This window comes from Planococcus sp. NCCP-2050, assembly GCF_023708025.1.
Taxonomy (GTDB): domain Bacteria; phylum Bacillota; class Bacilli; order Bacillales_A; family Planococcaceae; genus Planococcus.
In genome coordinates this window covers 587,103-608,250 of sequence record NZ_BRCX01000001.1, presented here as the reverse complement: position 1 = coordinate 608,250, position 21,148 = coordinate 587,103, and the positions used below count along the sequence as shown (strand labels likewise).

Annotated in this window: 19 protein-coding genes and 1 other annotated feature; of the genes, 16 read left to right on the top strand and 3 right to left on the bottom strand. The window is 47.4% G+C overall.

Features of this window, described 5'->3' with window-relative positions:
* The 11 genes from NFU07_RS03100 (at nucleotide 1) to NFU07_RS03050 (ending at nucleotide 12,796) form a co-directional block, all read left to right on the top strand.
* Nucleotides 1-1,278, top strand: coding sequence for a dihydroorotase (locus NFU07_RS03100; protein ID WP_251474545.1), 1,278 nt, complete (start codon nucleotides 1-3; stop codon nucleotides 1,276-1,278).
* On the top strand, nucleotides 1,275-2,372 hold the full coding sequence (locus NFU07_RS03095; protein WP_251477070.1) for a carbamoyl phosphate synthase small subunit: 1,098 nt from the start codon (nucleotides 1,275-1,277) through the stop codon (nucleotides 2,370-2,372). Before NFU07_RS03100 ends, NFU07_RS03095 begins: the two co-directional genes overlap by 4 nt.
* A complete protein-coding gene (carB, locus tag NFU07_RS03090) occupies nucleotides 2,365-5,553 on the top strand; it encodes a carbamoyl-phosphate synthase large subunit (protein WP_251474544.1) in 3,189 nt (1,062 codons plus the stop codon). The genes NFU07_RS03095 and carB overlap by 8 nt, the downstream gene beginning before the upstream one ends.
* On the top strand, nucleotides 5,550-6,317 hold the full coding sequence (locus NFU07_RS03085; RefSeq protein ID WP_251474542.1) for a dihydroorotate dehydrogenase electron transfer subunit: 768 nt from the start codon (nucleotides 5,550-5,552) through the stop codon (nucleotides 6,315-6,317). Before carB ends, NFU07_RS03085 begins: the two co-directional genes overlap by 4 nt.
* Entirely contained in the window at nucleotides 6,314-7,228 is a 915-nt protein-coding gene (locus NFU07_RS03080; protein WP_251474540.1) for a dihydroorotate dehydrogenase, read from the top strand. Before NFU07_RS03085 ends, NFU07_RS03080 begins: the two co-directional genes overlap by 4 nt.
* Nucleotides 7,225-7,911, top strand: a complete 687-nt coding sequence (gene pyrF, locus NFU07_RS03075) for an orotidine-5'-phosphate decarboxylase (protein WP_251474538.1) — start codon at nucleotides 7,225-7,227, stop codon at nucleotides 7,909-7,911. Before NFU07_RS03080 ends, pyrF begins: the two co-directional genes overlap by 4 nt.
* On the top strand, nucleotides 7,911-8,537 hold the full coding sequence (gene pyrE / locus NFU07_RS03070; RefSeq protein WP_251474536.1) for an orotate phosphoribosyltransferase: 627 nt from the start codon (nucleotides 7,911-7,913) through the stop codon (nucleotides 8,535-8,537). Before pyrF ends, pyrE begins: the two co-directional genes overlap by 1 nt.
* Before the next feature lie 147 nt (nucleotides 8,538-8,684).
* Nucleotides 8,685-10,007: a D-serine ammonia-lyase gene (locus tag NFU07_RS03065; protein WP_251474534.1), complete on the top strand. Its 1,323-nt coding sequence runs from the start codon at nucleotides 8,685-8,687 to the stop codon at nucleotides 10,005-10,007.
* A gap of 33 nt (nucleotides 10,008-10,040) precedes the next feature.
* On the top strand, nucleotides 10,041-10,319 hold the full coding sequence (locus NFU07_RS03060) for a hypothetical protein (RefSeq protein WP_251474533.1): 279 nt from the start codon (nucleotides 10,041-10,043) through the stop codon (nucleotides 10,317-10,319).
* A 64-nt stretch (nucleotides 10,320-10,383) separates the two neighbouring features.
* Nucleotides 10,384-10,589 (top strand) — a binding site (T-box leader).
* A gap of 49 nt (nucleotides 10,590-10,638) precedes the next feature.
* Entirely contained in the window at nucleotides 10,639-12,324 is a 1,686-nt protein-coding gene (gene argS, locus NFU07_RS03055) for an arginine--tRNA ligase (protein ID WP_251474530.1), read from the top strand.
* 70 nt (nucleotides 12,325-12,394) lie between these two features.
* Nucleotides 12,395-12,796, top strand: coding sequence for a VOC family protein (locus tag NFU07_RS03050; protein ID WP_251477066.1), 402 nt, complete (start codon nucleotides 12,395-12,397; stop codon nucleotides 12,794-12,796).
* Between the two features lie 72 nt (nucleotides 12,797-12,868).
* On the opposite strand, the gene NFU07_RS03045 is transcribed toward NFU07_RS03050, so the two are convergent.
* The 3 genes from NFU07_RS03045 to NFU07_RS03035 form a co-directional block, all read right to left on the bottom strand.
* Nucleotides 12,869-13,546: an amino acid ABC transporter permease gene (locus tag NFU07_RS03045; RefSeq protein ID WP_251474528.1), complete on the bottom strand. Its 678-nt coding sequence runs from the start codon at nucleotides 13,544-13,546 to the stop codon at nucleotides 12,869-12,871.
* Between the two features lie 20 nt (nucleotides 13,547-13,566).
* Nucleotides 13,567-14,415 carry a transporter substrate-binding domain-containing protein gene (locus NFU07_RS03040; RefSeq protein WP_251474525.1) on the bottom strand — a complete coding sequence of 283 codons (849 nt, stop codon included), beginning with the start codon at nucleotides 14,413-14,415 and terminating at the stop codon, nucleotides 13,567-13,569.
* Between the two features lie 149 nt (nucleotides 14,416-14,564).
* Entirely contained in the window at nucleotides 14,565-16,229 is a 1,665-nt protein-coding gene (locus NFU07_RS03035; RefSeq protein ID WP_251474521.1) for an Rqc2 family fibronectin-binding protein, read from the bottom strand.
* Nucleotides 16,230-16,359: 130 nt separating this feature from the next.
* Here NFU07_RS03035 and NFU07_RS03030 point away from each other — a divergent pair, with 130 nt between their 5' ends.
* The 5 genes from NFU07_RS03030 (at nucleotide 16,360) to priA (ending at nucleotide 21,132) form a co-directional block, all read left to right on the top strand.
* Nucleotides 16,360-16,620, top strand: a complete 261-nt coding sequence (locus NFU07_RS03030; protein ID WP_251477063.1) for an extracellular matrix/biofilm biosynthesis regulator RemA family protein — start codon at nucleotides 16,360-16,362, stop codon at nucleotides 16,618-16,620.
* Nucleotide 16,621: 1 nt separating this feature from the next.
* Entirely contained in the window at nucleotides 16,622-17,242 is a 621-nt protein-coding gene (gmk, locus tag NFU07_RS03025) for a guanylate kinase (RefSeq protein ID WP_251474518.1), read from the top strand.
* Entirely contained in the window at nucleotides 17,242-17,466 is a 225-nt protein-coding gene (rpoZ, locus tag NFU07_RS03020; RefSeq protein WP_235196604.1) for a DNA-directed RNA polymerase subunit omega, read from the top strand. Before gmk ends, rpoZ begins: the two co-directional genes overlap by 1 nt.
* 74 nt (nucleotides 17,467-17,540) lie before the next feature.
* On the top strand, nucleotides 17,541-18,746 hold the full coding sequence (gene coaBC, locus NFU07_RS03015; protein ID WP_251474515.1) for a bifunctional phosphopantothenoylcysteine decarboxylase/phosphopantothenate--cysteine ligase CoaBC: 1,206 nt from the start codon (nucleotides 17,541-17,543) through the stop codon (nucleotides 18,744-18,746).
* Entirely contained in the window at nucleotides 18,736-21,132 is a 2,397-nt protein-coding gene (gene priA, locus NFU07_RS03010; protein ID WP_251474512.1) for a primosomal protein N', read from the top strand. Before coaBC ends, priA begins: the two co-directional genes overlap by 11 nt.
* Nucleotides 21,133-21,148 lie beyond the last annotated feature (16 nt).

Below are 21,148 nucleotides of genomic sequence, written 5' to 3'. Positions count from 1 at the left end.
ATGAACTTATTCATTAAAAACGTAAACATGCTAAAAGATGGAGAATTGACACCTGCAGCTATCCGCATTAAGAATGGACGGATTGAAGAAATTGGAGCTGAACTAGCGGCGCAAGGAGAACCCGAAATCGACGGCAATGGCCGATTGATCGCTCCGGGATTTGTGGATGTACATGTGCATTTACGGGAGCCGGGCGGCGAGCAGAAAGAGACAATCGCAAGCGGCACGCAATCAGCGGCAAAAGGCGGCTATACGACAATCAGTGCGATGCCGAATACACGCCCAGTGCCGGATACGAAAGAAAATCTGCAGCATGTGAATGGGTTGATTGAAAAGAACGCGTTGATCCGGGTATTGCCTTATGCTTCGATTACGATCCGGGAAGCGGGCAAAGAGCGCACGAATCTCGCAGAATTGAAAGAACACGGTGCTTTTGCTTTCACGGATGACGGAGTAGGAATCCAGGAAGCGGGCATGATGTACGAAACGATGCGGGATGCAGCAAAGATTGACATGGCGGTTGTCGCGCATTGCGAAGACAATAGCCTCATATACGACGGGGTGATGCATGAAGGGAAGCGCAGCAAAGAGCTAGGGCTAAAAGGCATTCCTTCAATCGCAGAATCTGTACATATTGCACGGGACGTGCTGCTCGCTGAAGCAGCCGGCGCCCATTACCATGTTTGCCATGTTTCGACGAAAGAATCGGTGAGAGTGATCCGTGATGCAAAGCGGGCAGGCATCCGAGTGACGGCTGAAGTGACGCCGCACCATTTGTTGATGACCGAAGATGATATTCCAGGAAATGATGCGAATTACAAAATGAATCCGCCGCTTCGCGCGAAAGAAGATTTAGAAGCCCTCCATGAAGGCTTGCTTGACGGAACGATTGATTTTATTGCGACGGACCACGCACCGCATACGGTCCAAGAAAAATCGAACGGCATGGAGAAAGCGCCATTCGGCATTGTGGGATTTGAAACAGCGTTCCCGCTTCTTTACACACAGTTTGTTGAAACCGGAAAATGGACACTTGCGCAATTGATCGATTGGCTGACAGTGAAGCCAAGCAAAACTTTCAACTTGCCTTATGGAACGATGGAAGAAGGCGGAATTGCAGACCTGGTGCTGCTCGACCTCGACAAAGAACAGAAAATCGATGCGGAGGCATTTCTATCGAAAGGCAAAAACACACCATTTAACGGATGGGCCTGTAAAGGATGGCCGGCACTGACCATTTTCGGAGGACAAATCGTTTGGCAGGAGGGGGAAAAATAATGAAACGCTATTTAATCTTGGAAGACGGAACGGTATTTGAAGGAACAGCATTCGGCAGTGAAGGGGCATCGGTCGGCGAAGTGGTGTTCAATACGAGCATGACCGGTTATCAGGAAATCCTCTCAGACCCATCTTACTGCGGGCAAATCGTCACAATGACGTATCCGTTGATCGGCAATTACGGCATCAACAGCGATGATTTCGAATCGATCGAACCGGCTGTAAAAGGAATGGTCGTCCGGGAAGCGGCTGAATTCCCGTCGAACTTCCGCTGCAATACGACATTGGATGACTTATTCCGGATAAAAGGCATTCCGGGAATCGCGGAAATCGATACGCGAAAATTGACGCGCTTGATCCGTTCAAAAGGCTCCATCAAAGGGATTTTGACAGCAGCAGGCGAGACGGTGGACGCAGCAAAAATCGCTGCCAAACTGCAAGAGACCGAATTGCCGACTGATCAAGTGGCCAAGGTTTCAACAGCGCGGCCGTATCCAAGCCCGGGTCGCGGAAAAAGGGTTGTTCTGATCGACTACGGCATGAAACACGGCATATTGCGGGAGCTCAATAAACGCGATTGCGACGTGATCGTGGTTCCTTATAATACAACATCTCAGGAAATTCTCGCTTGGGGCCCGGACGGCGTCATGCTGTCAAACGGACCGGGAGACCCGAAAAACGTAGAAGAATGTGTGGAAGTTGTCCGCGAATTGCTTGGTGAAGTACCGATTTTCGGAATCTGCCTAGGGCATCAATTATTTGCCCGCGCTTGTGGGGCTGAAACCTTCAAATTGAAATTCGGCCACCGGGGAGGCAACCACCCGGTGAAAGATTTAACTACTGGACGGATCGAAATCACTTCCCAGAACCATGGCTACGCAGTAGATGAAAATACGCTGCAAGGAACACGTCTGAAAGTGACGCACCAAGCCATTAACGATGGCACGAATGAAGGGCTTTGCCATATGGACTACCCGGCTTTCACAGTGCAATACCACCCGGAATCGTCGCCTGGACCGGAAGATTCCAATTACTTGTTCGACCGTTTCATCGACATCATGAACGCAACTCGAAAGGAGCAGCAATATGCCTAAAAGACAAGATATCCAAAGTATACTCGTCATCGGATCGGGTCCGATCGTCATCGGCCAAGCAGCAGAATTTGACTACGCAGGGACACAAGCCTGCCTTGCGCTGAAAGAAGAAGGATACCGGGTGATTTTGATCAACTCCAATCCTGCAACCATCATGACCGATACGGAAATCGCGGATAAAGTTTATATCGAACCGATCACATTGGATTTTGTCAGCCGGATTCTTCGGAAAGAGCGGCCGGATGCCTTGCTGCCGACATTGGGCGGCCAAACGGGATTGAATATGGCGATTGAACTTGATGAGTCGGGCATTCTCGATGAGCTTGGAATTGAAATTTTAGGCACGAAGCTGGAAGCGATCCATAAAGCGGAAGACCGTGATTTGTTCCGCACTTTGATGAATGAACTCGGCGAACCGGTTCCGGATTCCGATATTATCCACAACTTGGAAGAGGCAAAAACGTTTGTCGAACGCATCGGCTATCCAGTCATTGTCCGCCCGGCGTTTACACTTGGCGGAACAGGCGGCGGAATTTGCCACAACGATGAAGACCTTCAGGAAATCGTGACGAGCGGTTTGAAATACAGCCCGGTTACACAGTGCCTATTGGAAAAATCGATTGCGGGCTTCAAAGAAATCGAATACGAAGTGATGCGCGACGCAAATGATACAGCGATCGTTGTCTGCAACATGGAAAATATCGACCCGGTCGGTATCCATACAGGCGATTCAATTGTGGTGGCACCGAGCCAGACCTTGTCTGACCGGGAATACCAGATGCTTCGGAATGTATCGCTGAAAATTATCCGTGCCTTGAAAATCGAAGGCGGCTGCAATGTCCAGTTAGCGCTTGACCCGTATAGCTTCAAGTACTACATCATTGAAGTCAATCCGCGTGTCAGCCGTTCATCGGCGCTTGCATCAAAAGCGACCGGCTACCCGATTGCAAAACTTGCTGCAAAAATCGCTGTCGGACTGACACTCGATGAAATGATGAACCCCGTAACAGGCCGCACCTATGCAGCGTTTGAACCGGCGCTTGACTATGTGGTGGCAAAAATTCCACGCTGGCCATTTGATAAATTTGAGTCGGCAAAACGCAATCTAGGGACTCAGATGAAAGCGACAGGGGAAGTCATGGCGATGGGCCGCTCGTTTGAAGAAGCGATCTTAAAAGCGGTTCGCTCACTGGAAACCGGCCAATTTCACTTGGACTTGAAAAAAGCGGAAGCGATGAGCGACGAATGGATCGAGAAGCGCATCCGCCGTGCAGGTGATGAGCGTTTGTTCTTTATCGGCGAAGCGCTGCGCCGCGGCGTTTCAATCGAAACAATCCACCACTGGAGCCAGATTGATTTATTCTTCCTGAAGAAGTTCTCGAATATCGTGCAGTACGAATATGTGCTTCAAGCGAATCGTTTTGATTTCGACATAGCGAAGAAAGCGAAGCGCATGGGCTTTGCGGATAAGACGATTGCGCAGCTGTGGGAAGTGCCGGAGCAACAAGTCTACAACTGGCGAAAAGAACAAAAATTGATGCCCGTCTATAAAATGGTGGACACGTGCGCAGCTGAATTTGAATCGGAAACGCCGTATTTCTACGGAACATACGAAGATGAAAATGAGTCCATCCGTACGGAAAAAGAAAGCATCATCGTCCTTGGATCCGGACCGATCCGCATCGGCCAAGGAGTTGAATTCGACTACGCCACTGTGCACTCGGTATGGGCGATCAAAGAAGCAGGCTATGAAGCAATCATCATCAATAACAACCCAGAGACGGTTTCGACGGATTTCTCCATCTCAGACAAATTATACTTTGAACCGTTAACGGTTGAAGATGTCATGCATATCATTGAAATCGAACAGCCAAAAGGCGTCGTGGTCCAATTTGGCGGGCAGACGGCAATTAACCTTGCTGAAAAGCTGGAGCAAAACGGAGTGAAGATTCTGGGTACTTCGCTAGAAGATCTTGACCGTGCAGAAAACCGCAATAAGTTCGAAGCGGCTCTTCACGAAATCGGCATTCCGCAGCCGCTTGGAAAAACGGCGATTTCTGCTGAAGAAGCGATTGTGATTGCCAATGAAATCGGCTACCCGGTCTTAGTTCGGCCATCTTATGTGCTCGGCGGACGGGCGATGGAAATTGTCTACAACGAAAATGACTTGAGCCATTATATGGAACATGCAGTCGAAGCAAGCCCGGAACACCCTGTACTAGTTGACCGCTACTTGACGGGAATCGAAATCGAAGTAGATGCCATTTCCGACGGAGAAGACGTGCTGATCCCAGGCATTATGGAACATATCGAACGCGCAGGCGTCCATTCGGGCGATTCGATTGCCGTCTACCCGACGCAGAATATTTCTCAGGAATTGCTGGATACCTTGGTGGATTATACGACCCGCTTAGCGAAAGGCTTGAATATTGTAGGCTTGCTGAATATCCAATACGTCATCTCGAAAGGCGAAGTATTTGTCATTGAAGTCAATCCGCGTTCAAGCCGGACTGTGCCTTTCATGAGTAAAATTACAGCCATTCCGATGGCCAATATTGCAATGAAAGCGATCCTCGGCCATGGCATCAAAGAACAAGGATTCACGCCAGGACTTGCACCGCTGTCAAAAGGCGTCTACGTGAAGGTGCCGGTGTTCTCTTTTGCAAAACTGCGCCGCGTCGACATCACACTCGGGCCAGAGATGAAATCGACCGGGGAAGTCATGGGCAAAGATTCCACGTTGGAAAAAGCGCTTTATAAAGGCCTAGTGGCAGCTGGTATGGAAATAAAAGACCACGGGACGGTGCTGATGACCATTTCCGATAAAGATAAAGAGGAAGCAATTGGCTTAGCGAAGCGTTTTACAGCAATCGGCTACCACATCATGGCGACCGAAGGTACAGCAAGCACGCTGGAAAGCGCAGGAATCAATGTGTCGACAGTCGGAAAAATCGGTTCTGATGGCCAAACTTTGATCGATGTTATTCAAAATGGCCGTGCCCAGCTCGTCATCAATACATTGACGAAAGGCAAGCAGCCGGAACGCGACGGCTTCCGGATTCGCCGGGAATCGGTGGAAAACGGCATTCCGTGCCTGACTTCACTGGATACAGCGGAAGCGATGCTCCGCGTTATCGAATCGATGACCTTCTCTGCGGAGGAAATGGGGGCAGGCGTATGATTCGGCAACAGCACATGAGGATCGTCAGCCAACAGGAAATCGCCAAGCGCATTTTTGAACTGACGGTCGAAGGAGATCTCGTAAACGATATGAAGGCTCCGGGACAGTTTGTCCATGTACGGGTAGCGGATAGCTATGAACCGCTGCTCCGCCGACCGATTTCTGTCGCATCCTACGACAAGGAAAAGCAGCAATTCACGATGGTCTACCGGGCGGAAGGAAGAGGCACGAATTTATTGGCTGAAAAAAAGCCCGGCGATGGCCTCGATGTATTGGGTCCGCTTGGCAACGGCTTTCCGGTCGAAGAAGCTGCGAAAAAAGCTTATTTGATCGGTGGGGGAATCGGCGTGCCGCCTTTATACGAATTGGCGAAAGCGCTCAATAAACGCGGCATTGAAACGGTCCATATTCTAGGTTTTGAAAGCAAAGACGCTGTTTTTTATGAAGCGGAATTTAAAAGTCTCGGCGACACCCATATTGCGACGGTCGACGGCTCGCACGGAACCCAAGGCTTTGTGACGCATATTTTGAACGAACTGCCGAAAGATTTCGATGCCTATTTCAGCTGCGGACCGACTGCGATGCTTGAAGCGTTGCAATGGGCATATCCGGAGAAAAAAGGGTTCTTGTCTTATGAACAGCGGATGGGCTGCGGCATCGGCGCTTGCTTCGCCTGTGTCTGCCGAACGACGAAAAGCGAAACGGATTACATCAAGGTTTGTTCAGATGGACCGGTATTTCAGGCGGGGGTAGTGATTTCATGACGAATTTAGCGATAAAGCTTCCAGGACTCGAGTTAAAGAATCCAATCATGCCGGCATCCGGCTGTTTCGGCTTCGGGAAAGAATATGCGCAGCTCTACGATTTGTCCCAACTTGGCGCCATCATGATCAAAGCGACGACAGTTGAAACACGGCTTGGCAATCCGACGCCCCGCGTTGCAGAAACTGCGTCTGGCATGCTGAATGCCATCGGGCTGCAAAATCCCGGACTCGAAGGAGTCGTCGGTTCAGAACTTCCGTGGCTTGAACAATTCAATGTGCCGATCATTGCCAACGTTGCCGGAACAACGACGGAAGACTATGTAGAAGTGGCAAAGGAAATTTCGAAGGCGCCGAATGTCCACGCGCTCGAAATCAACATTTCCTGTCCAAACGTCAAACAAGGCGGCATTACATTCGGCACAGATCCGGACGTGGCGCGCGAACTTACACAGGCGGTAAAAGCTGTCTCTTCTGTGCCGGTATACATTAAACTGTCTCCGAATGTCACGAATATCGTATCAATCGCCAAAGCGGTCGAAGCAGGCGGAGCGGATGGCATCACGATGATCAATACTTTGCTTGGCATGCGCATGGATACGAAAACCGGCCGGCCGGTCATTGCGAATATCACAGGGGGATTGTCCGGCCCTGCCATCAAGCCGGTGGCTCTTCGCATGGTCTATGAAGTGAGCCAGCATACGGATCTGCCGATTATCGGCATGGGCGGTATAACAAATGTCGACGATGCCATCGACTTCCTGTCAGCAGGCGCAAGCGCAGTAGCTGTGGGCACGGCTAATTTCGTCAATCCGTTCGTTTGTCCGGAAATTATCGCAAAGCTGCCCGAAAGGCTGCATGAACTCGGATGTGATTCGGCAGAAGAATTAATCGGAAGGAGCCATCGCTTGTGAATAAACCCATTATTGCGTTAGATTTTTCTTCAAAAGAGCAAGTCGAAAAATTCTTGGCTCAATTTAATGAGCCGCTTTTTGTGAAAGTCGGCATGGAACTTTTCTATCAGGAAGGACCTGAACTTGTTAAAATGATTAAATCGATGGGCCATCAGATCTTCCTCGATTTGAAACTGCATGATATTCCAAATACGGTAGAAGCCGCAATGCGCGGACTCGCAAAACTTGGCGTCGATTTGACCAATGTCCATGCAGCAGGCGGTTTAGAAATGATGAAAGCGGCGAAACGGGGATTAGCCGGTTCAGCCACTAAATTGATCGCTGTGACCCAACTGACGTCAACGGATGAAACGCAGATGCACGAAGACCAGCTGATTTATGTCAGCCTGGAAGAATCGGTCCTGCATTATGCAAAACAGGCGAAGCGCGCAGGATTAGACGGTGTCGTCTGTTCCGTGCTTGAGTCAACGGCCATTGCAAGGGACTGCGGAGATGCGTTTTTGAAAGTGACGCCAGGGATCCGCTTGGCCGGCTCGGCTGCAGATGACCAAAAACGGGTAGCGACCCCGACCGCAGCGAAAGAACAAGGATCAACGCATATCGTTGTTGGTAGAGCGATCACAAAAGCGGAAAATCCCGCTGCAGCTTACAGCCAGATTAAAAAAGAATGGAGCGGTGAATGATGAAACAGCATATTGCACGGCAATTACTTACTATCGGTGCCGTTGAATTGCGTCCGGAAAATCCGTTCACTTGGGCATCCGGAGTCCAATCGCCGATATACTGCGACAACCGCCTCACCATGTCTTATCCGGAAGTGCGAAAAGAAATCGCCAAAGGTTTAACCGAATTGATCGAGGAATTCTATCCGGAGTGTGAAGTGGTAGCGGGAACAGCGACAGCGGGGATTCCGCATGCTGCGTGGGTCAGCGACAGGCTCAATTTGCCGATGGTCTATGTCCGCTCCAAACCAAAAGAGCACGGCCAAGGCAATATGGTCGAAGGGAAAATCGAGACAGGCAAAAAAGTCGTCGTTGTCGAAGATTTAATTTCCAAAGGGGGCTCGGTTCTTCAAGCAGCTGAAGGATTAAAAGCGGCTGGTTTTGAAGTGCTAGGGATTGCCGCTATTTTTACATACGATTTGCCGCATTCAATTGAAGCCATCACGGCAGCTGGATTTACGTTCCATACATTGACGGATTTTCCGGCACTCGTTGAGGAAGCGAGAGCAAGCGGCGCCATTCAGGAAAAGGATTTGCCGATGCTTGCCGATTGGCATGAACGATTAAAGGCAGGCACCTTAAAGTAAAAGCAGGAAATACTAAAAGCTGGCCCATGCGGCCGGCTTTTTTTAGGCAAAGGGCAAAACCGGCAAGTATTTGCGAGGAATTCTTGAAAGTCCATGATTTTTCAGCCGTTTTTTGTTATGGTCTAAACAATAAGGAGGGATGAAACCATGCCTTTTACCCCCAAGCAACTCAAAGAGTGGCAGCGGCGCTTTCCTGTATTGGACCAAGCGATGTCTTTGGAGCCGCTCTTCTGGCAAAATCCGAAACTAAAAAAAATGGAGGAGCTCCCTCCACTCGCTGTAACCAAGGAAAACATGGAGCAAGCTGCTCAACTATGGGTGCGGTTTGCACCATTTCTTGCAAAAGCTTTTCCTGAAACAGGAGATGGCATTATCGAATCGCCGCTCCGCGAAATAACTGAAATGAAAAATGCCTTAAATGGACGGAGTCCTGCACAAGTACAAGGCGCTTTATATTTGAAATGCGACAGTGAACTGCCGATCGCAGGATCGGTGAAAGCGCGCGGCGGCATTTTTGAAGTTTTGCAGCATGCAGAAAATTTAGCAATGGATGCGGGGCTTTTAGCTGAAAATGATTCGTATGAAAAATTCCTGAGTGACGCATTTACTCATTTTTTTAGCCGGTACTCGATCGGCGTGGGTTCAACAGGGAATTTGGGATTGAGCATCGGCATCATCGGGGCAAAGCTTGGGTTCCAGACTTCTGTGTATATGTCGGCAGATGCGAAGCCTTGGAAAAAAGAATTGCTTCGGCAAAAAGGCGCAATCGTCCATGAATTTTTAGGTGATTTTAGTGAAGCCATTACGGAAGGCCGGGAACAGACGCGAAAAAATCCCCATGCTTATTTTGTGGACGATGAAAAGTCAAAGCCTTTATTCCTCGGATACAGTGTTGCGGCTTTTCGGTTAAAAGATCAATTGGAACAAGCGAATGTACAAGTTGACGAAGAGCATCCTTTAATCGTCTATTTGCCTTGCGGCGTAGGCGGAGCACCAGGAGGCATCACGTTCGGCCTGAAACAGGTTTTTGGAGATGCGGTCCACTGCTTTTTCGTTGAACCGACGCATTCGCCGGCTGTTTTGATCGGCTTGGCCACCGGTGAAAAAGAAAAGGTCAGCGTTCAGGATTTCGGCATCGATAACCGGACGGAAGGGGATGGTTTAGCAGTAGGGCGCCCATCCAGTTTCGCTTCTTCCATTAGCGAGCATCTTGTCAGTGGCGTCTACACGATTGAAGATAATGATCTCTTCAAATGGCTGGCTCTTTTGGCTGACAGCGAAGAGATTTTCATCGAACCTTCAGCAGCTGCAGGATTAAAGGGACCAATGGAATTGGTGAAAACCGATTATTTGCAGAAGCACGGGATAGACGAATCGAAAGCTGTGCATATCGTCTGGGCAACAGGAGGCGCACTTGTGCCGGAAAATGAACGGATGGAATTTTATGAAAAAGGCAAAAAACTATTGTGAAAATGCTTTTAGAGAATGGAAAGGGGATTGGAAATGAACTTACTGATTATAGGAGTTGTGTTGGCAGCTATGCTTTTACTTTATTCATCCGTGAATGAACGGTTTAAGGCGATGGAAAAGCGAATGGCAGCAATGCAAAAAACCATCGATGCTTTACGCAAAGGCGAGCCTGTTGAAGATCCGAAATTCGATTCAGAACTTCGCGAGCTGTTGGCTCAAGGAAAAGACATCGAAGCCATTAAAATGGCGCGAGAGTCCCATGGTTTGTCTTTGTTGGATGCTAAAAACTACGTAGATTCTTTAAAGGCATAAATCAAAAAAATTCAAAATAGCTTTGACTCTTTTCCGGTTTTCGCTTAGAATAACAAAAATAACCAAAAATTCTGTGATGAAGAGAGTAGTTTTGAAGAAAGCTTTAGCGAGTCAGGGATGGTGGAAGCCTGATAGCCGAATTCAAAATGAAGCGCACTTCTGAGAAACTCCCTGAAATGAAAGTAGGGTGCAGTCGGAGGAATCCGTTATCTTTTTCAAGCTGGCCTGTTAGGGCAATCAGAGTGGTACCGCGGGAATCCCGTCTCTAAATATATTTAGAGGCGGGATTTTTCTATTGTTTTTAAAAAGGAGAGAGAAAATGAAAAATTTAGCAGAGTTTGCAGAGGCCATTGAAGAAAAAATCGAAGGGAAATTGAATTTAAACGAAATCCAGCAGCTAATCGAAAAGCCGAAATTCGAAGAGCAGGGCGATTTGGCATTTCCTTGTTTTGCTTTAGCAAAAATGATGAGAAAAGCACCTCCCAAAATCGCACAAGAGCTAGCACAGCGTATCAGCCATTCAGCCTTTGAAAAAATCGTAGCAGACGGTGCCTACATAAATGCGTTTTTCCACAAGAAAGTGGAAAGTAAAGCCGTGATCGAAGAAATTAAGATGAAAGGAAACGCCTACGGACAGCATGAGTTCGGCAAAAAGAAAAATATCGTCATCGATTTTTCATCCCCAAATATTGCGAAACCCTTTTCGATGGGGCATTTACGGTCAACCGTCATCGGGAATTCGCTGGCAAAAATTGCTGAAAAATGCGGTTATCAAACGGTGAAAATCAACCATCTGGGAGACTGGGGCACACAATTCGGCAAATTGATCGTGGCTTATAAGCATTGGGGCGACGAAGATGCTGTGCAAAAACAGCCCATCAAGGAATTATTGGGACTTTATGTGAAATTTCATCAGGAAGCAGAAAAGCATCCCACGTTAAACGATGAAGCAAGAAGCTGGTTTAAGAAATTAGAAGACGGCGACGATGAGGCAAACCAGCTCTGGATGTGGTTCAAAGACGAATCACTTCAGGAATTCAATAAGATTTATCAACTGCTTGGCGTTTCATTTGATTCATTGAACGGCGAAGCTTTTTACAACGATAAAATGCAGCATACCATTGCGCTATTGGCCGAAAAGAATTTATTGAGTGCTTCCGAAGGGGCTGAAGTGGTGGATTTGTCGGAAGAAGGCATGCCTCCGCTGTTAATCAGAAAATCAGACGGCGCCACATTATATGCCACGCGGGATTTGACAGCCGCATTATATCGCCAAGAGAATTATCAATTCGCTAAAGCCTTATATGTGGTGGGCCAAGAACAGACTTTGCATTTCAAACAAGTTTTTTACACCTTGAAAAAGATGGGCTTCTCCTTTGCAGAAGAAATGGAGCATATTCCGTTCGGCTTTATCTTGAAAAACGGCAAAAAGATGTCGACCAGAAAAGGCGGCCTCGTGCTTCTGGAAAAAGTTCTGCAAGAAGCCATTCAACTGGCTGAGCAAAATATTGAAGAGAAGAATCCCCAGCTGAAAGACAAGCAGCAAGTCGCTGAAATGGTTGGCGTCGGAGCGGTGATTTTCCATGATCTCCGCAACGAACGGATGACGAATGTGGAATTTTCGCTTCAAGATATGCTTCGTTTTGAAGGCGCAACAGGACCGTATGTCCAGTATACGCACGCACGCGCCTGTTCGATCCTGCGAAAAGCGGGAGGCCATCATGGAGAGGTTGAAGGCCTGGACGATCCGTTTAGCTGGCAAGTGGTGAAACGGCTGCTCGAATTCCCGGATATCATTGAAAAAAGCTTCCATTACAACGAACCTTCAGCAATCGCTAAATACTTGATTGAATTGGCTCAGGATTTCAATAAATATTATAGCCAAGTGAAAATTCTCCAAGAAGATGCGGAATTGAACAGCAGATTGGCTTTGGTTTCTTCAACAGCCATCGTGTTGAAAGAAGGGTTAAGGCTGCTTGGCATCGGTGCGCCTGAACAGATGTGAAAATAAAGGAATCGAATGGTTTTCGGCGAATAAAAGGAGTGAATTGATGAAATGGGAAAGGAGGGATAAAGTGGCCAGAAAAGCGAAAGAGATTTATGTCAATTTGCCGGTGACGGATTTGCAGAAATCAATCGACTTTTTTACTGCACTCGGTTTTGGCTTTAATGATGAAATGACCGATGAAAATGCGACGTGTATGATTGTTGGAGACCATATATATGTCATGTTATTGGTGGAACCGTTTTTTCAGAAATTCACGAAAAAGCAGTTAGCGGATTCTCAAGCTGCTACAGAAGTGATCGTAGCCATTTCTGCAGACAGCAAAGCGGAAGTGGATGAAATGGTTCAACTGGCAATTGAAGCAGGCGGCAAAGCTTCAAATGACAAGATGGACGATGAGTATATGTACGGCTGGAGTTTCCAGGATGTCGACGGCCATCTTTGGGAAGTGATGTGTATGCCGGAAAACTGAAAACGAAAATGCCTGAAACGCTGTGTTGGTCAACAGGCGTTTCAGGCATTTTTTGTCCTTCACTTAAATTTCTTACAAATAGTCTGCATAGCGCTTTTCCATATAGTTCTGGAAAATGGTCATCACTGAACAGATGGCCCAGTAGATTAACGCCACTAAGATTAAAAGAGTCAGGAGATCGTATTCACGTGCTCCGACAATTCGTGCTTTCTGGAAAACTTCAGGCACTGTAATCATTGCAGCAAGAGAAGATGCTTTGATGAGGTCGAGAAACACATTGGAAAGCGGCGGAACCGCGATGCGGACCGATTGAGGCAAAATGATGCGCCTCATCGTTTGCCAATAGCTCAAGCCGAGTGCTGTGGAAGATTCCCATTGCCCTTTGTCCACTGAAGCGAGGGAAGAGCGGAAAACTTCTGCGATATAAGCAGCGCAATTGATCGTAAAACCGATAAGCGCCGCTTGCAATGCTGAAAATTCAATGCCGATGACCGGCAAAGCAAAATAGAGCAAAAATAAAATAACCAAAATCGGAACACCGCGCATAAAGGAAATATAAAGGCGGGCTGGCCATTCAAGAATCTTGAATTTCGAAGTTCTTGCAAGCGCCAGGAAAAATCCGATGATGAGGGCGAGTCCCATACTTACCAGTGAAATCAAAAGCGTGTACCAGATTCCTTCCAAAACATAAGGAAGAGACTCGATTGCAAGCTGCGGGTCAAACAGCAAGCCCCATTCGATGTCAGCCATTCAAAATCCTCCTCGCGTGCCTATTCAATATCGGGTTCAACGGAGACATCTGCACCGCCGAAAAATTCAGCGGAGATTTCGGAAATGGTGCCGTCTTCAAGCATTTCTTCCAGAACCTGATTGACATTGTCCGCCAACTCTTCGTTATCTTTATTCATCACCAGTCCAACTTCTGATGGGCTGTATTTAATATCCGGGTGAATGGTGATATTCAGTTCCGGGAATGCAGCAACTCCGAAAGTGGAAAGGTAATAATCGTTAAGGATGACATCTGTCCGTCCGATTGACACGTCGCGCAAATAAACTTCATTTGTTGCATTGTCGTAAGTCACTTCTTCCGCTCCGTAATCACGAGCAATTTCCATATAAATTGAAGTGGAAGCACCCGCAGCTTTCTTTCCTTTTAAATCTTCCAAGGTTTTGATGCCTGAAAGATCATCTTTCCGGACTACAGCCGTGCCGTAAGAATATTTAATCGGTGTGGAGAAAATGAAATTATCCAAGCGGTCTTCGGTGATTTCAATATCATTGGCTGCGATATCGATTTGCCCGGTGTTGACGCTCGTCAACATTTCATCAAATCCAAGCTCTGTAAATTCAATCTCCAAATCGAGCCGTTCGCCAAGTTCACGTACGACTTCCACTTCAAATCCGGTCAGTTCATCGGATTCTGCATCTCTAAAAGAAGTGGCAAGCAACGTGCCGGAAGTGGCCACTTTGAGCGAACCTTTCTCCTGAATTTCATCCCAAGCACTTTTCGTCTCCGAAGTTTCTTCCTCTTGGTCCCCGTTGCCGCAGCCTGCGAGTAATCCAAGAGAGAGGATGCCTACAGCGGCAATCCCGTTCTTCATCGTTAACGCTTTCAACATTATGTATACCTCCTAATTTTCATTCCTATAAAAGATAGCATGTTAAAGGGGTTTGGGCAATTTGTCTGTTTGACCAATTATTAACGGAGCCAAAGGGAGCTGCATACCGAAAAAAACCCGCAAACATGAATGTCTGCGGGAAAGTTAGCTTATTTTTTCAGTTTAATGACCAGATCCTCGTCCGGAGTGACAAAAACGGTTTTTTGTTCAAAATAAATAACAAATCCAGGTTTTGCCCCGTTCGGTTTTTTCACTTGGCGCACTTCGGTATAGTCCACCGGTACGGAAGAAGATTCACGGGCTTTGCTGAAATAGGCGGCAATGGCTGCCGCTTCCAGAATCGTTGTTTCATCCGGGTCGTTGCTGTGGAGAATGACATGCGAACCTGGGATGTCTTTCGTATGGAGCCACGTATCGGATTTTGACGCCACTTTGAATGTCACGTAATCATTCTGTTTATTATTTTTACCGACAGAAATCGGTACGCCTGTACTTGACACATAAGATTCGACGGAAGGCTTGGTCGGTTTTTTCTTTTTCTTCGATTTCTGGGCCTTCATGAATCCTTGCTCCGCCAATTCTTCCCGTATTTCTTCAATGTCTGAAATGCCTGCTTGCTGGACTTGCTGCATCAGCGTTTCAAAGTAATTGATATCGTCCACCGTTTTTTCAATCTGCTCTTGCGTCTTGACGAGCGCCGTCTTCGCTTTTTGATAGCGCGAATAATACTTCTGGGAATTTTCAATCGGCGTTTTTCGCGGATCTAGAGCGACCATTACTTTTTCATCTGTATAGTAATTATCCACTTCAATTTCTTTCATGCCTTTCGTGATCCGGTGAAGATTCGCCATGATCAACTCTCCATTTAATTGAAGCAAATCCCGCTTTTCCGCTTGGTCTTGTTCTTTTTTCAATTTCTTCAATTTCAATTTCAATTTGGCGATTTCGTTTTGAAGCCAGCGTTCCAGATCCCCAGCTTGCTGTTTGACCCGGTCGCGTTCCGCTTTGGCAAAATACATCCGGTCCAATAGTTCACCCAAATTATTAAATTGAAGCTCAGTACCGTTAATATGCGTAAGCGAAGCAGCGGAGAAATAACTTTTCCCTTCATGTTCCACGTAATAGCCCTGAGGATCAGCAGCGGAGAAAGCCGCCAAAAACGCTTCAGCCGCTTTTTGTTTATCGTCTGCTTGCGCCATCCGATAATGCAGTTCACGTGCATTTAATGGAGAAAAACCGGCGTACTGGCTGACGATTTCTTTTTCGTCAAGCGCGGCCAATTGCGCAGCTGCTCCAAATGGATCCTTTTTTTCCTGGGACGGCGGAAAGACGTAGGGCTGTCCCGGTAAGATGGTTCGGAATGAATTGACGCTCGGCGGCAAATGCTTCAAACTGTCGAGAATCATCATGCGCTCGGCATCGACTAAAATGACATTCGAATGGCGTCCCATCATTTCAACATGAAGTTCCCGTTCAATGTCATCACCGATTTCGTTTTTCGCTTTGATCTTTAAAATGATCAGCCGGTCCATTTCGTGCTGGACCACTTCCGTAATCACGCCGCCTTCAATATGTTTCCGCAGCAGCATGCAAAACATCGGAGGCTCCGACGGATTAACATTCGCCATGCCCGTCATATGTATGCGCGAATAGGAAGGGTGGATGGAAATTAATAATTTATGGTTTTGCCGTTGAGAACGGATCTGCAATAATAGTTCTAGCTGATTAGGCTGATGAACTTTTGAAATCCTGCCCGACACCAGTTGCTGAAGCTCTGTTGTCATCGCTTTTGTAAATAATCCATCAAATGCCATGAAAAATCCCTCTTTCAAATCGTTTTGTTCTATCTTATCATTTTCAAGGTATATTATGATATAATAAGACAGTTAGATAGAAAACGAAGAAGAATGATCAGCTGCAAATGGCGGTGATGGAGTGAAGAAAATGGTGAAGTTCATTTCTTTAGGCGGCGGCAGCGCCGTTTCGGCAAGTCGCATAATCTCTATTGTCACGCCGGATTCTGCACCGTCGAAGCGGCTAATCCAAGAAGCGCGCAGCAAAGGGTTGCTGGTCGATGCCACTGGCGGAAAAAAGACTAAGTCTGTATTGATTATGGACAGTGATCATGTGGTGATTTCCGCCGTCTCTGCAGAAACCGTAATGCAGCGCGCAGAACAAAACGATGACGAGATGAATGAGGGATAAAATGAGAAAACAACGCGGACTTCTGATTGTATTATCAGGGCCTTCGGGTGTCGGCAAAGGCACCGTCAGAAAAGAGCTGTTCTCACAGCCGGATACAAATTACGAATACTCCATCTCGATGACGACGAGAGCGCCGCGCGAAGGCGAAGTGGATGAAGTCGATTATTTCTTCAAGACCCGCAGTGAGTTTGAAGAATTGATTGAACAGGATCAGCTGCTCGAATGGGCTGAGTTCGTCGGCAATTACTACGGCACGCCGCTTGAATACGTCAATAAAATGCGGGATGCCGGCCGGGATGTATTTCTTGAAATTGAAGTGCAGGGTGCGGCGCAAGTGCGTTCGAAAGTGCCGGATGGCCTCTTCATTTTCTTGGCGCCTCCAAGTTTGTCCGAATTGGAAGAACGGTTAATCGGCCGGGGCACAGAAACAGACGAAGTGATTGCTTCACGTCTCGGAGCTGCCCGCCAAGAGCTTGAAATGATGAACTTATACGATTATGTCGTGGAAAATGACGAAGTTGAAAATGCTTGTGACCGCATCAATGCCATCATCATCGCAGAACATTGCAAACGTGAACGTGTAGAAAAAAGATATTTTGATATGCTAAAGGAGAATGCCTGATGTTATACCCATCCGTTGATAAACTTAAAACTCAAATCGATTCAAAATATTCACTGGTTGCGCTTGCTTCTAAGCGGGCACGCCAATTGCACGAACACGGCGACGAAAAGCTCGATAAATACGTTTCCCATAAGTCTGTCGGCAAAGCGCTTGAAGAAGTCGCTGCCGGAGCATTAAAACCGGAACACCAAGATGAATTTGCAATTTATGAAGATGAAATTTAACGATTAATCGTAACCGACGACTCCCAGAGCAACTTTGTTCTTTGGGAGTTTGTTGTTTAGAAAGGGTGTTTATATTGTTGGCAAATCGTAAAATTCTATTATGTGTAAGCGGAGGGATCGCCGTTTATAAAGCGGTTGCGCTTGTCAGCAAGCTATCCCAAGCGGGTGCTTCAGTGAAAGTGATCATGACGGAATCAGCCCGCCAATTTGTCCAGCCTTTGTCTTTCCAAGTGATGTCGAGAAATGATGTCTATTTTGATACGTTCGATGAGAAAGATTCATCAGTAATCGCCCATATCGATTTAGCGGATTGGGCAGATTTGATTCTTGTGGCTCCCGCTACAGCGAATGTCATTGGCAAATTGGCCAATGGAATCGGTGATGATATGGTGACGACAACTTTGCTTGCAGCTACTGCGCCGATCTGGATGGCTCCGGCAATGAATGTCCATATGTACGACCATCCGGCAGTCAAACGCAATATCCAACAGCTTCATGAAGACGGTGTGCGATTCATCGAGCCTTCTGAAGGCTTTTTAGCATGCGGCTATGTTGGAAAAGGGCGTCTTGAGGAACCTGAAAAAATTACAGCGCTAGTGTCAGATTTTTTTGCTGCTCCAAAACCATTAGCAGGCAAAAAAGTGGTCGTGACAGCAGGGCCGACAAGAGAACGGATTGACCCTGTACGCTTCTTAACCAATTTCTCCAGCGGCAAAATGGGCTATGCCATGGCGCAGGCAGCAGCGGAAATGGGAGCTGAGACGGTTTTGATCAGTGGTCCGGTGTCGCTGCCGGTACCACGCGGTGTAACCCGTATTTCCGTGGAAAGTGCAGAAGAGATGCTGGAATCTGTGAAGCTGCACTTCGGCGATTCGGATATAGTCATTAAAACGGCAGCGGTCGCTGACTATCGCCCGATGACCGTACATCAACAAAAGATGAAGAAACAGGAAGGCGGCTCAACGATTGAACTTGAGCGCACGGTCGATATCCTGCATTATTTAGGCGAACAAAAAACACATCAATTATTGATCGGTTTTGCGGCTGAAACGAACGATGTGGCAAAATATGCAAAAGAAAAACTGCAGCGAAAGAATGCGGATTACATCATTGCGAACGATGTCAGTGAAGCGCAAGCGGGCTTTGAATCCGATACCAACCGGGTGACCCTTTACGGCAAAGATGGATTTGAACAATCCTTTGAAATGATGCCGAAAGCAGAACTGGCACGCAAACTTTTAGCAATGATTCATGAACAGGAAGAGCGCCATGATCGCTGAAGTCATTGTCGACGTAGCCGCACATCCCATTGACCGGCCATTCGATTATGCAATTCCTGAACATCTGCAAGTTTTGATTGAACCAGGCATGCGGGTCAAAGTGCCTTTTGGCAACCGCAAAGTCCTAGGATTCATCACTGCCATAAAAAACACGACCGAATTCGATCCGACGCGGCTAAAGCCGATCCATGAATTGATGGACGTTGTGCCGGTATTGAACGAGGAATTATTGGAAATGGCAAAATGGATGAAAAAGCAAACCGTTTGCTTTGAAATCGATGCCCTCCAAGTGATGATTCCGTCAGCTCTCCGGGCCAAATATGAAAAGCGCTTTGTCTTGAACGCGCCTATCGAAGAAATTGCCGAGCCGCTTCGTGTCTATTTTGGCAAACGGCCTTTTGTGCGTGCCCAAGACGCCGTCGAGGTCTATGGTTTATTGAAAAAAGAATTGGAAAAAGGCACAGTGGTTGCGGATACCGATATTTCGCAGCAAACCGCTGTCAAAAAAGTCCGGATGATTCACATCACCGATTCACTGGATGTGTTAGAAGCGATTGAAGTGCGTCCCAATGCAAGGCAGCAGCTGAAGCTGATGGAATACATGAAGCAGAATCTTGGGAAATCCATCGAGTCCTCCCAGATGCAAAAGGAAGCGGGGACAACCTTGCCGACAATTTACAGCCTGGTCGAAAAAGGGGCTGCCTTCATCAATAACGAAGAGCTTTACCGGGATCCGAAATTGCAGTCGGAAATTGAACGGAAACATTCTTTGCAGTTGACGGAAGCGCAGCAGATCGCATTTGATGCAATCGACGGGGCGCTGAATACTTCTAAAACGTTCTTGCTTCATGGCATTACCGGAAGCGGAAAAACGGAGATTTATCTTCAGACGATTGATCAAGTGCTGAAAGATGGAAAAGAAGCGATTATGCTGGTGCCGGAAATTTCGTTGACGCCGCAAATGACGCTGCGCTTTAAAGAACGTTTCGGAAACCTGGTCGCCGTGCTGCACAGCGGTTTGTCAGCTGGCGAAAAATACGATGAATGGCGAAAAATCCAACGCGGAGAAGTGAAAGTGGTCGTCGGGGCAAGATCGGCTATCTTTGCGCCTTTCCGCAACCTTGGCTTAATTATTCTGGATGAAGAGCATGAATCCAGCTATAAGCAGGATGATTCGCCGCGTTACCATGCGCGCGATATGGCGATTTGGCGGAGCCAATACCATAATTGTCCGGTGATTCTCGGAAGTGCGACGCCGTCCTTGGAATCCTATGCACGGGCGCAAAAAGGGGTTTATGAACTTTTGGTGCTCGAGCAGCGAGCCAAAAACCAGCCTCTACCCGAAGTCCAAATTGTCGATATGCGTGAAGAGCTTCGAAGCGGCAACCGTTCAATGTTTTCTATACCGCTCGCAGAAGCGATTCGGGAGCGGCTGGAAAGGAAAGAGCAGATTGTCCTATTCTTGAACAAAAGAGGCTATTCTTCATTTGTTCTTTGCCGCGACTGCGGAACGGTCATGCAATGTCCGAATTGCGATATTTCCTTGACTTACCACCGCTCGACTGAAATGATGAAATGCCATTATTGCGGCTACGACGAGCCTGTGCCGCACACCTGCCCGGAATGTGAAAGCGAGCATATCCGCTTTTTCGGAACAGGAACCCAAAAAGTGGAGGAAGAACTTGCCCGTTTAGTGCCGGAAGCCCGGGTGCTCCGGATGGACGTCGATACGACACGGAATAAAGGCGCACATGAAAAAATTCTTTCCGCGTTCGGTGAAGGGAAAGCGGATATTCTGCTCGGCACGCAAATGATTGCAAAAGGGCTGGATTTCCCGAATATCACGCTAGTCGGCGTGTTGTCCGCTGATACTACGCTACATTTGCCTGATTTCCGGGCCGCCGAGAAGACCTATCAGCTTTTGACGCAAGTGAGCGGGAGAGCGGGGCGGGATGTGCTGCCGGGAACGGTCATTGTGCAATCCTATACTCCGGAGCATTATGCGATCACGTTGGCTAAAGACCAATTGTATGAACCGTTTTATGACCGCGAAATGGCGATGCGCAGAGCAAGCGGCTATCCGCCCTATTACTATGTCGTGAATATCCAATTCACTCATGAAGACTTGATGACGGCTGCTGCTTATGCGGAGCAATCTGTCCGTTATTTAAAAGAGCAGCTCTCTTCGAATACTTTGATCATCGGCCCTTCAGCTTCGCTGATCGCCCGTGTCAACAATAGATATCGCTATCAATGTTTGATAAAATACAAAAAAGAACCGAAGTTGGCTGAAGTCATGCAGCAATTGATTAAAATCTATCGCTCAGAATGGATTAAAAAAGGTGCTACCTTAGCAATCGATATGAATCCGACTTCCGTCATGTAAAGAAATGGAGAGAACA

Bases quoted from the DNA above. Each gene is read 5' to 3' on its own strand.
- argS (WP_251474530.1), top strand. From the start codon at position 10,639: ATGAAAAATTTAGCAGAGTTTGCAGAGGCCATTGAAGAAAAAATCGAA.
- NFU07_RS03085 (WP_251474542.1), top strand. From the start codon at position 5,550: ATGATTCGGCAACAGCACATGAGGATCGTCAGCCAACAGGAAATCGCC.
- NFU07_RS03100 (WP_251474545.1), top strand. From the start codon at position 1: ATGAACTTATTCATTAAAAACGTAAACATGCTAAAAGATGGAGAATTG.
- NFU07_RS03060 (WP_251474533.1), top strand. From the start codon at position 10,041: ATGAACTTACTGATTATAGGAGTTGTGTTGGCAGCTATGCTTTTACTT.
- NFU07_RS03080 (WP_251474540.1), top strand. From the start codon at position 6,314: ATGACGAATTTAGCGATAAAGCTTCCAGGACTCGAGTTAAAGAATCCA.
- NFU07_RS03045 (WP_251474528.1), bottom strand. From the start codon at position 13,546: ATGGCTGACATCGAATGGGGCTTGCTGTTTGACCCGCAGCTTGCAATC.
- priA (WP_251474512.1), top strand. From the start codon at position 18,736: ATGATCGCTGAAGTCATTGTCGACGTAGCCGCACATCCCATTGACCGG.
- rpoZ (WP_235196604.1), top strand. From the start codon at position 17,242: ATGTTATACCCATCCGTTGATAAACTTAAAACTCAAATCGATTCAAAA.
- NFU07_RS03065 (WP_251474534.1), top strand. From the start codon at position 8,685: ATGCCTTTTACCCCCAAGCAACTCAAAGAGTGGCAGCGGCGCTTTCCT.
- NFU07_RS03035 (WP_251474521.1), bottom strand. From the start codon at position 16,229: ATGGCATTTGATGGATTATTTACAAAAGCGATGACAACAGAGCTTCAG.
- NFU07_RS03030 (WP_251477063.1), top strand. From the start codon at position 16,360: ATGGTGAAGTTCATTTCTTTAGGCGGCGGCAGCGCCGTTTCGGCAAGT.
- gmk (WP_251474518.1), top strand. From the start codon at position 16,622: ATGAGAAAACAACGCGGACTTCTGATTGTATTATCAGGGCCTTCGGGT.
- NFU07_RS03040 (WP_251474525.1), bottom strand. From the start codon at position 14,415: ATGTTGAAAGCGTTAACGATGAAGAACGGGATTGCCGCTGTAGGCATC.
- carB (WP_251474544.1), top strand. From the start codon at position 2,365: ATGCCTAAAAGACAAGATATCCAAAGTATACTCGTCATCGGATCGGGT.
- pyrE (WP_251474536.1), top strand. From the start codon at position 7,911: ATGAAACAGCATATTGCACGGCAATTACTTACTATCGGTGCCGTTGAA.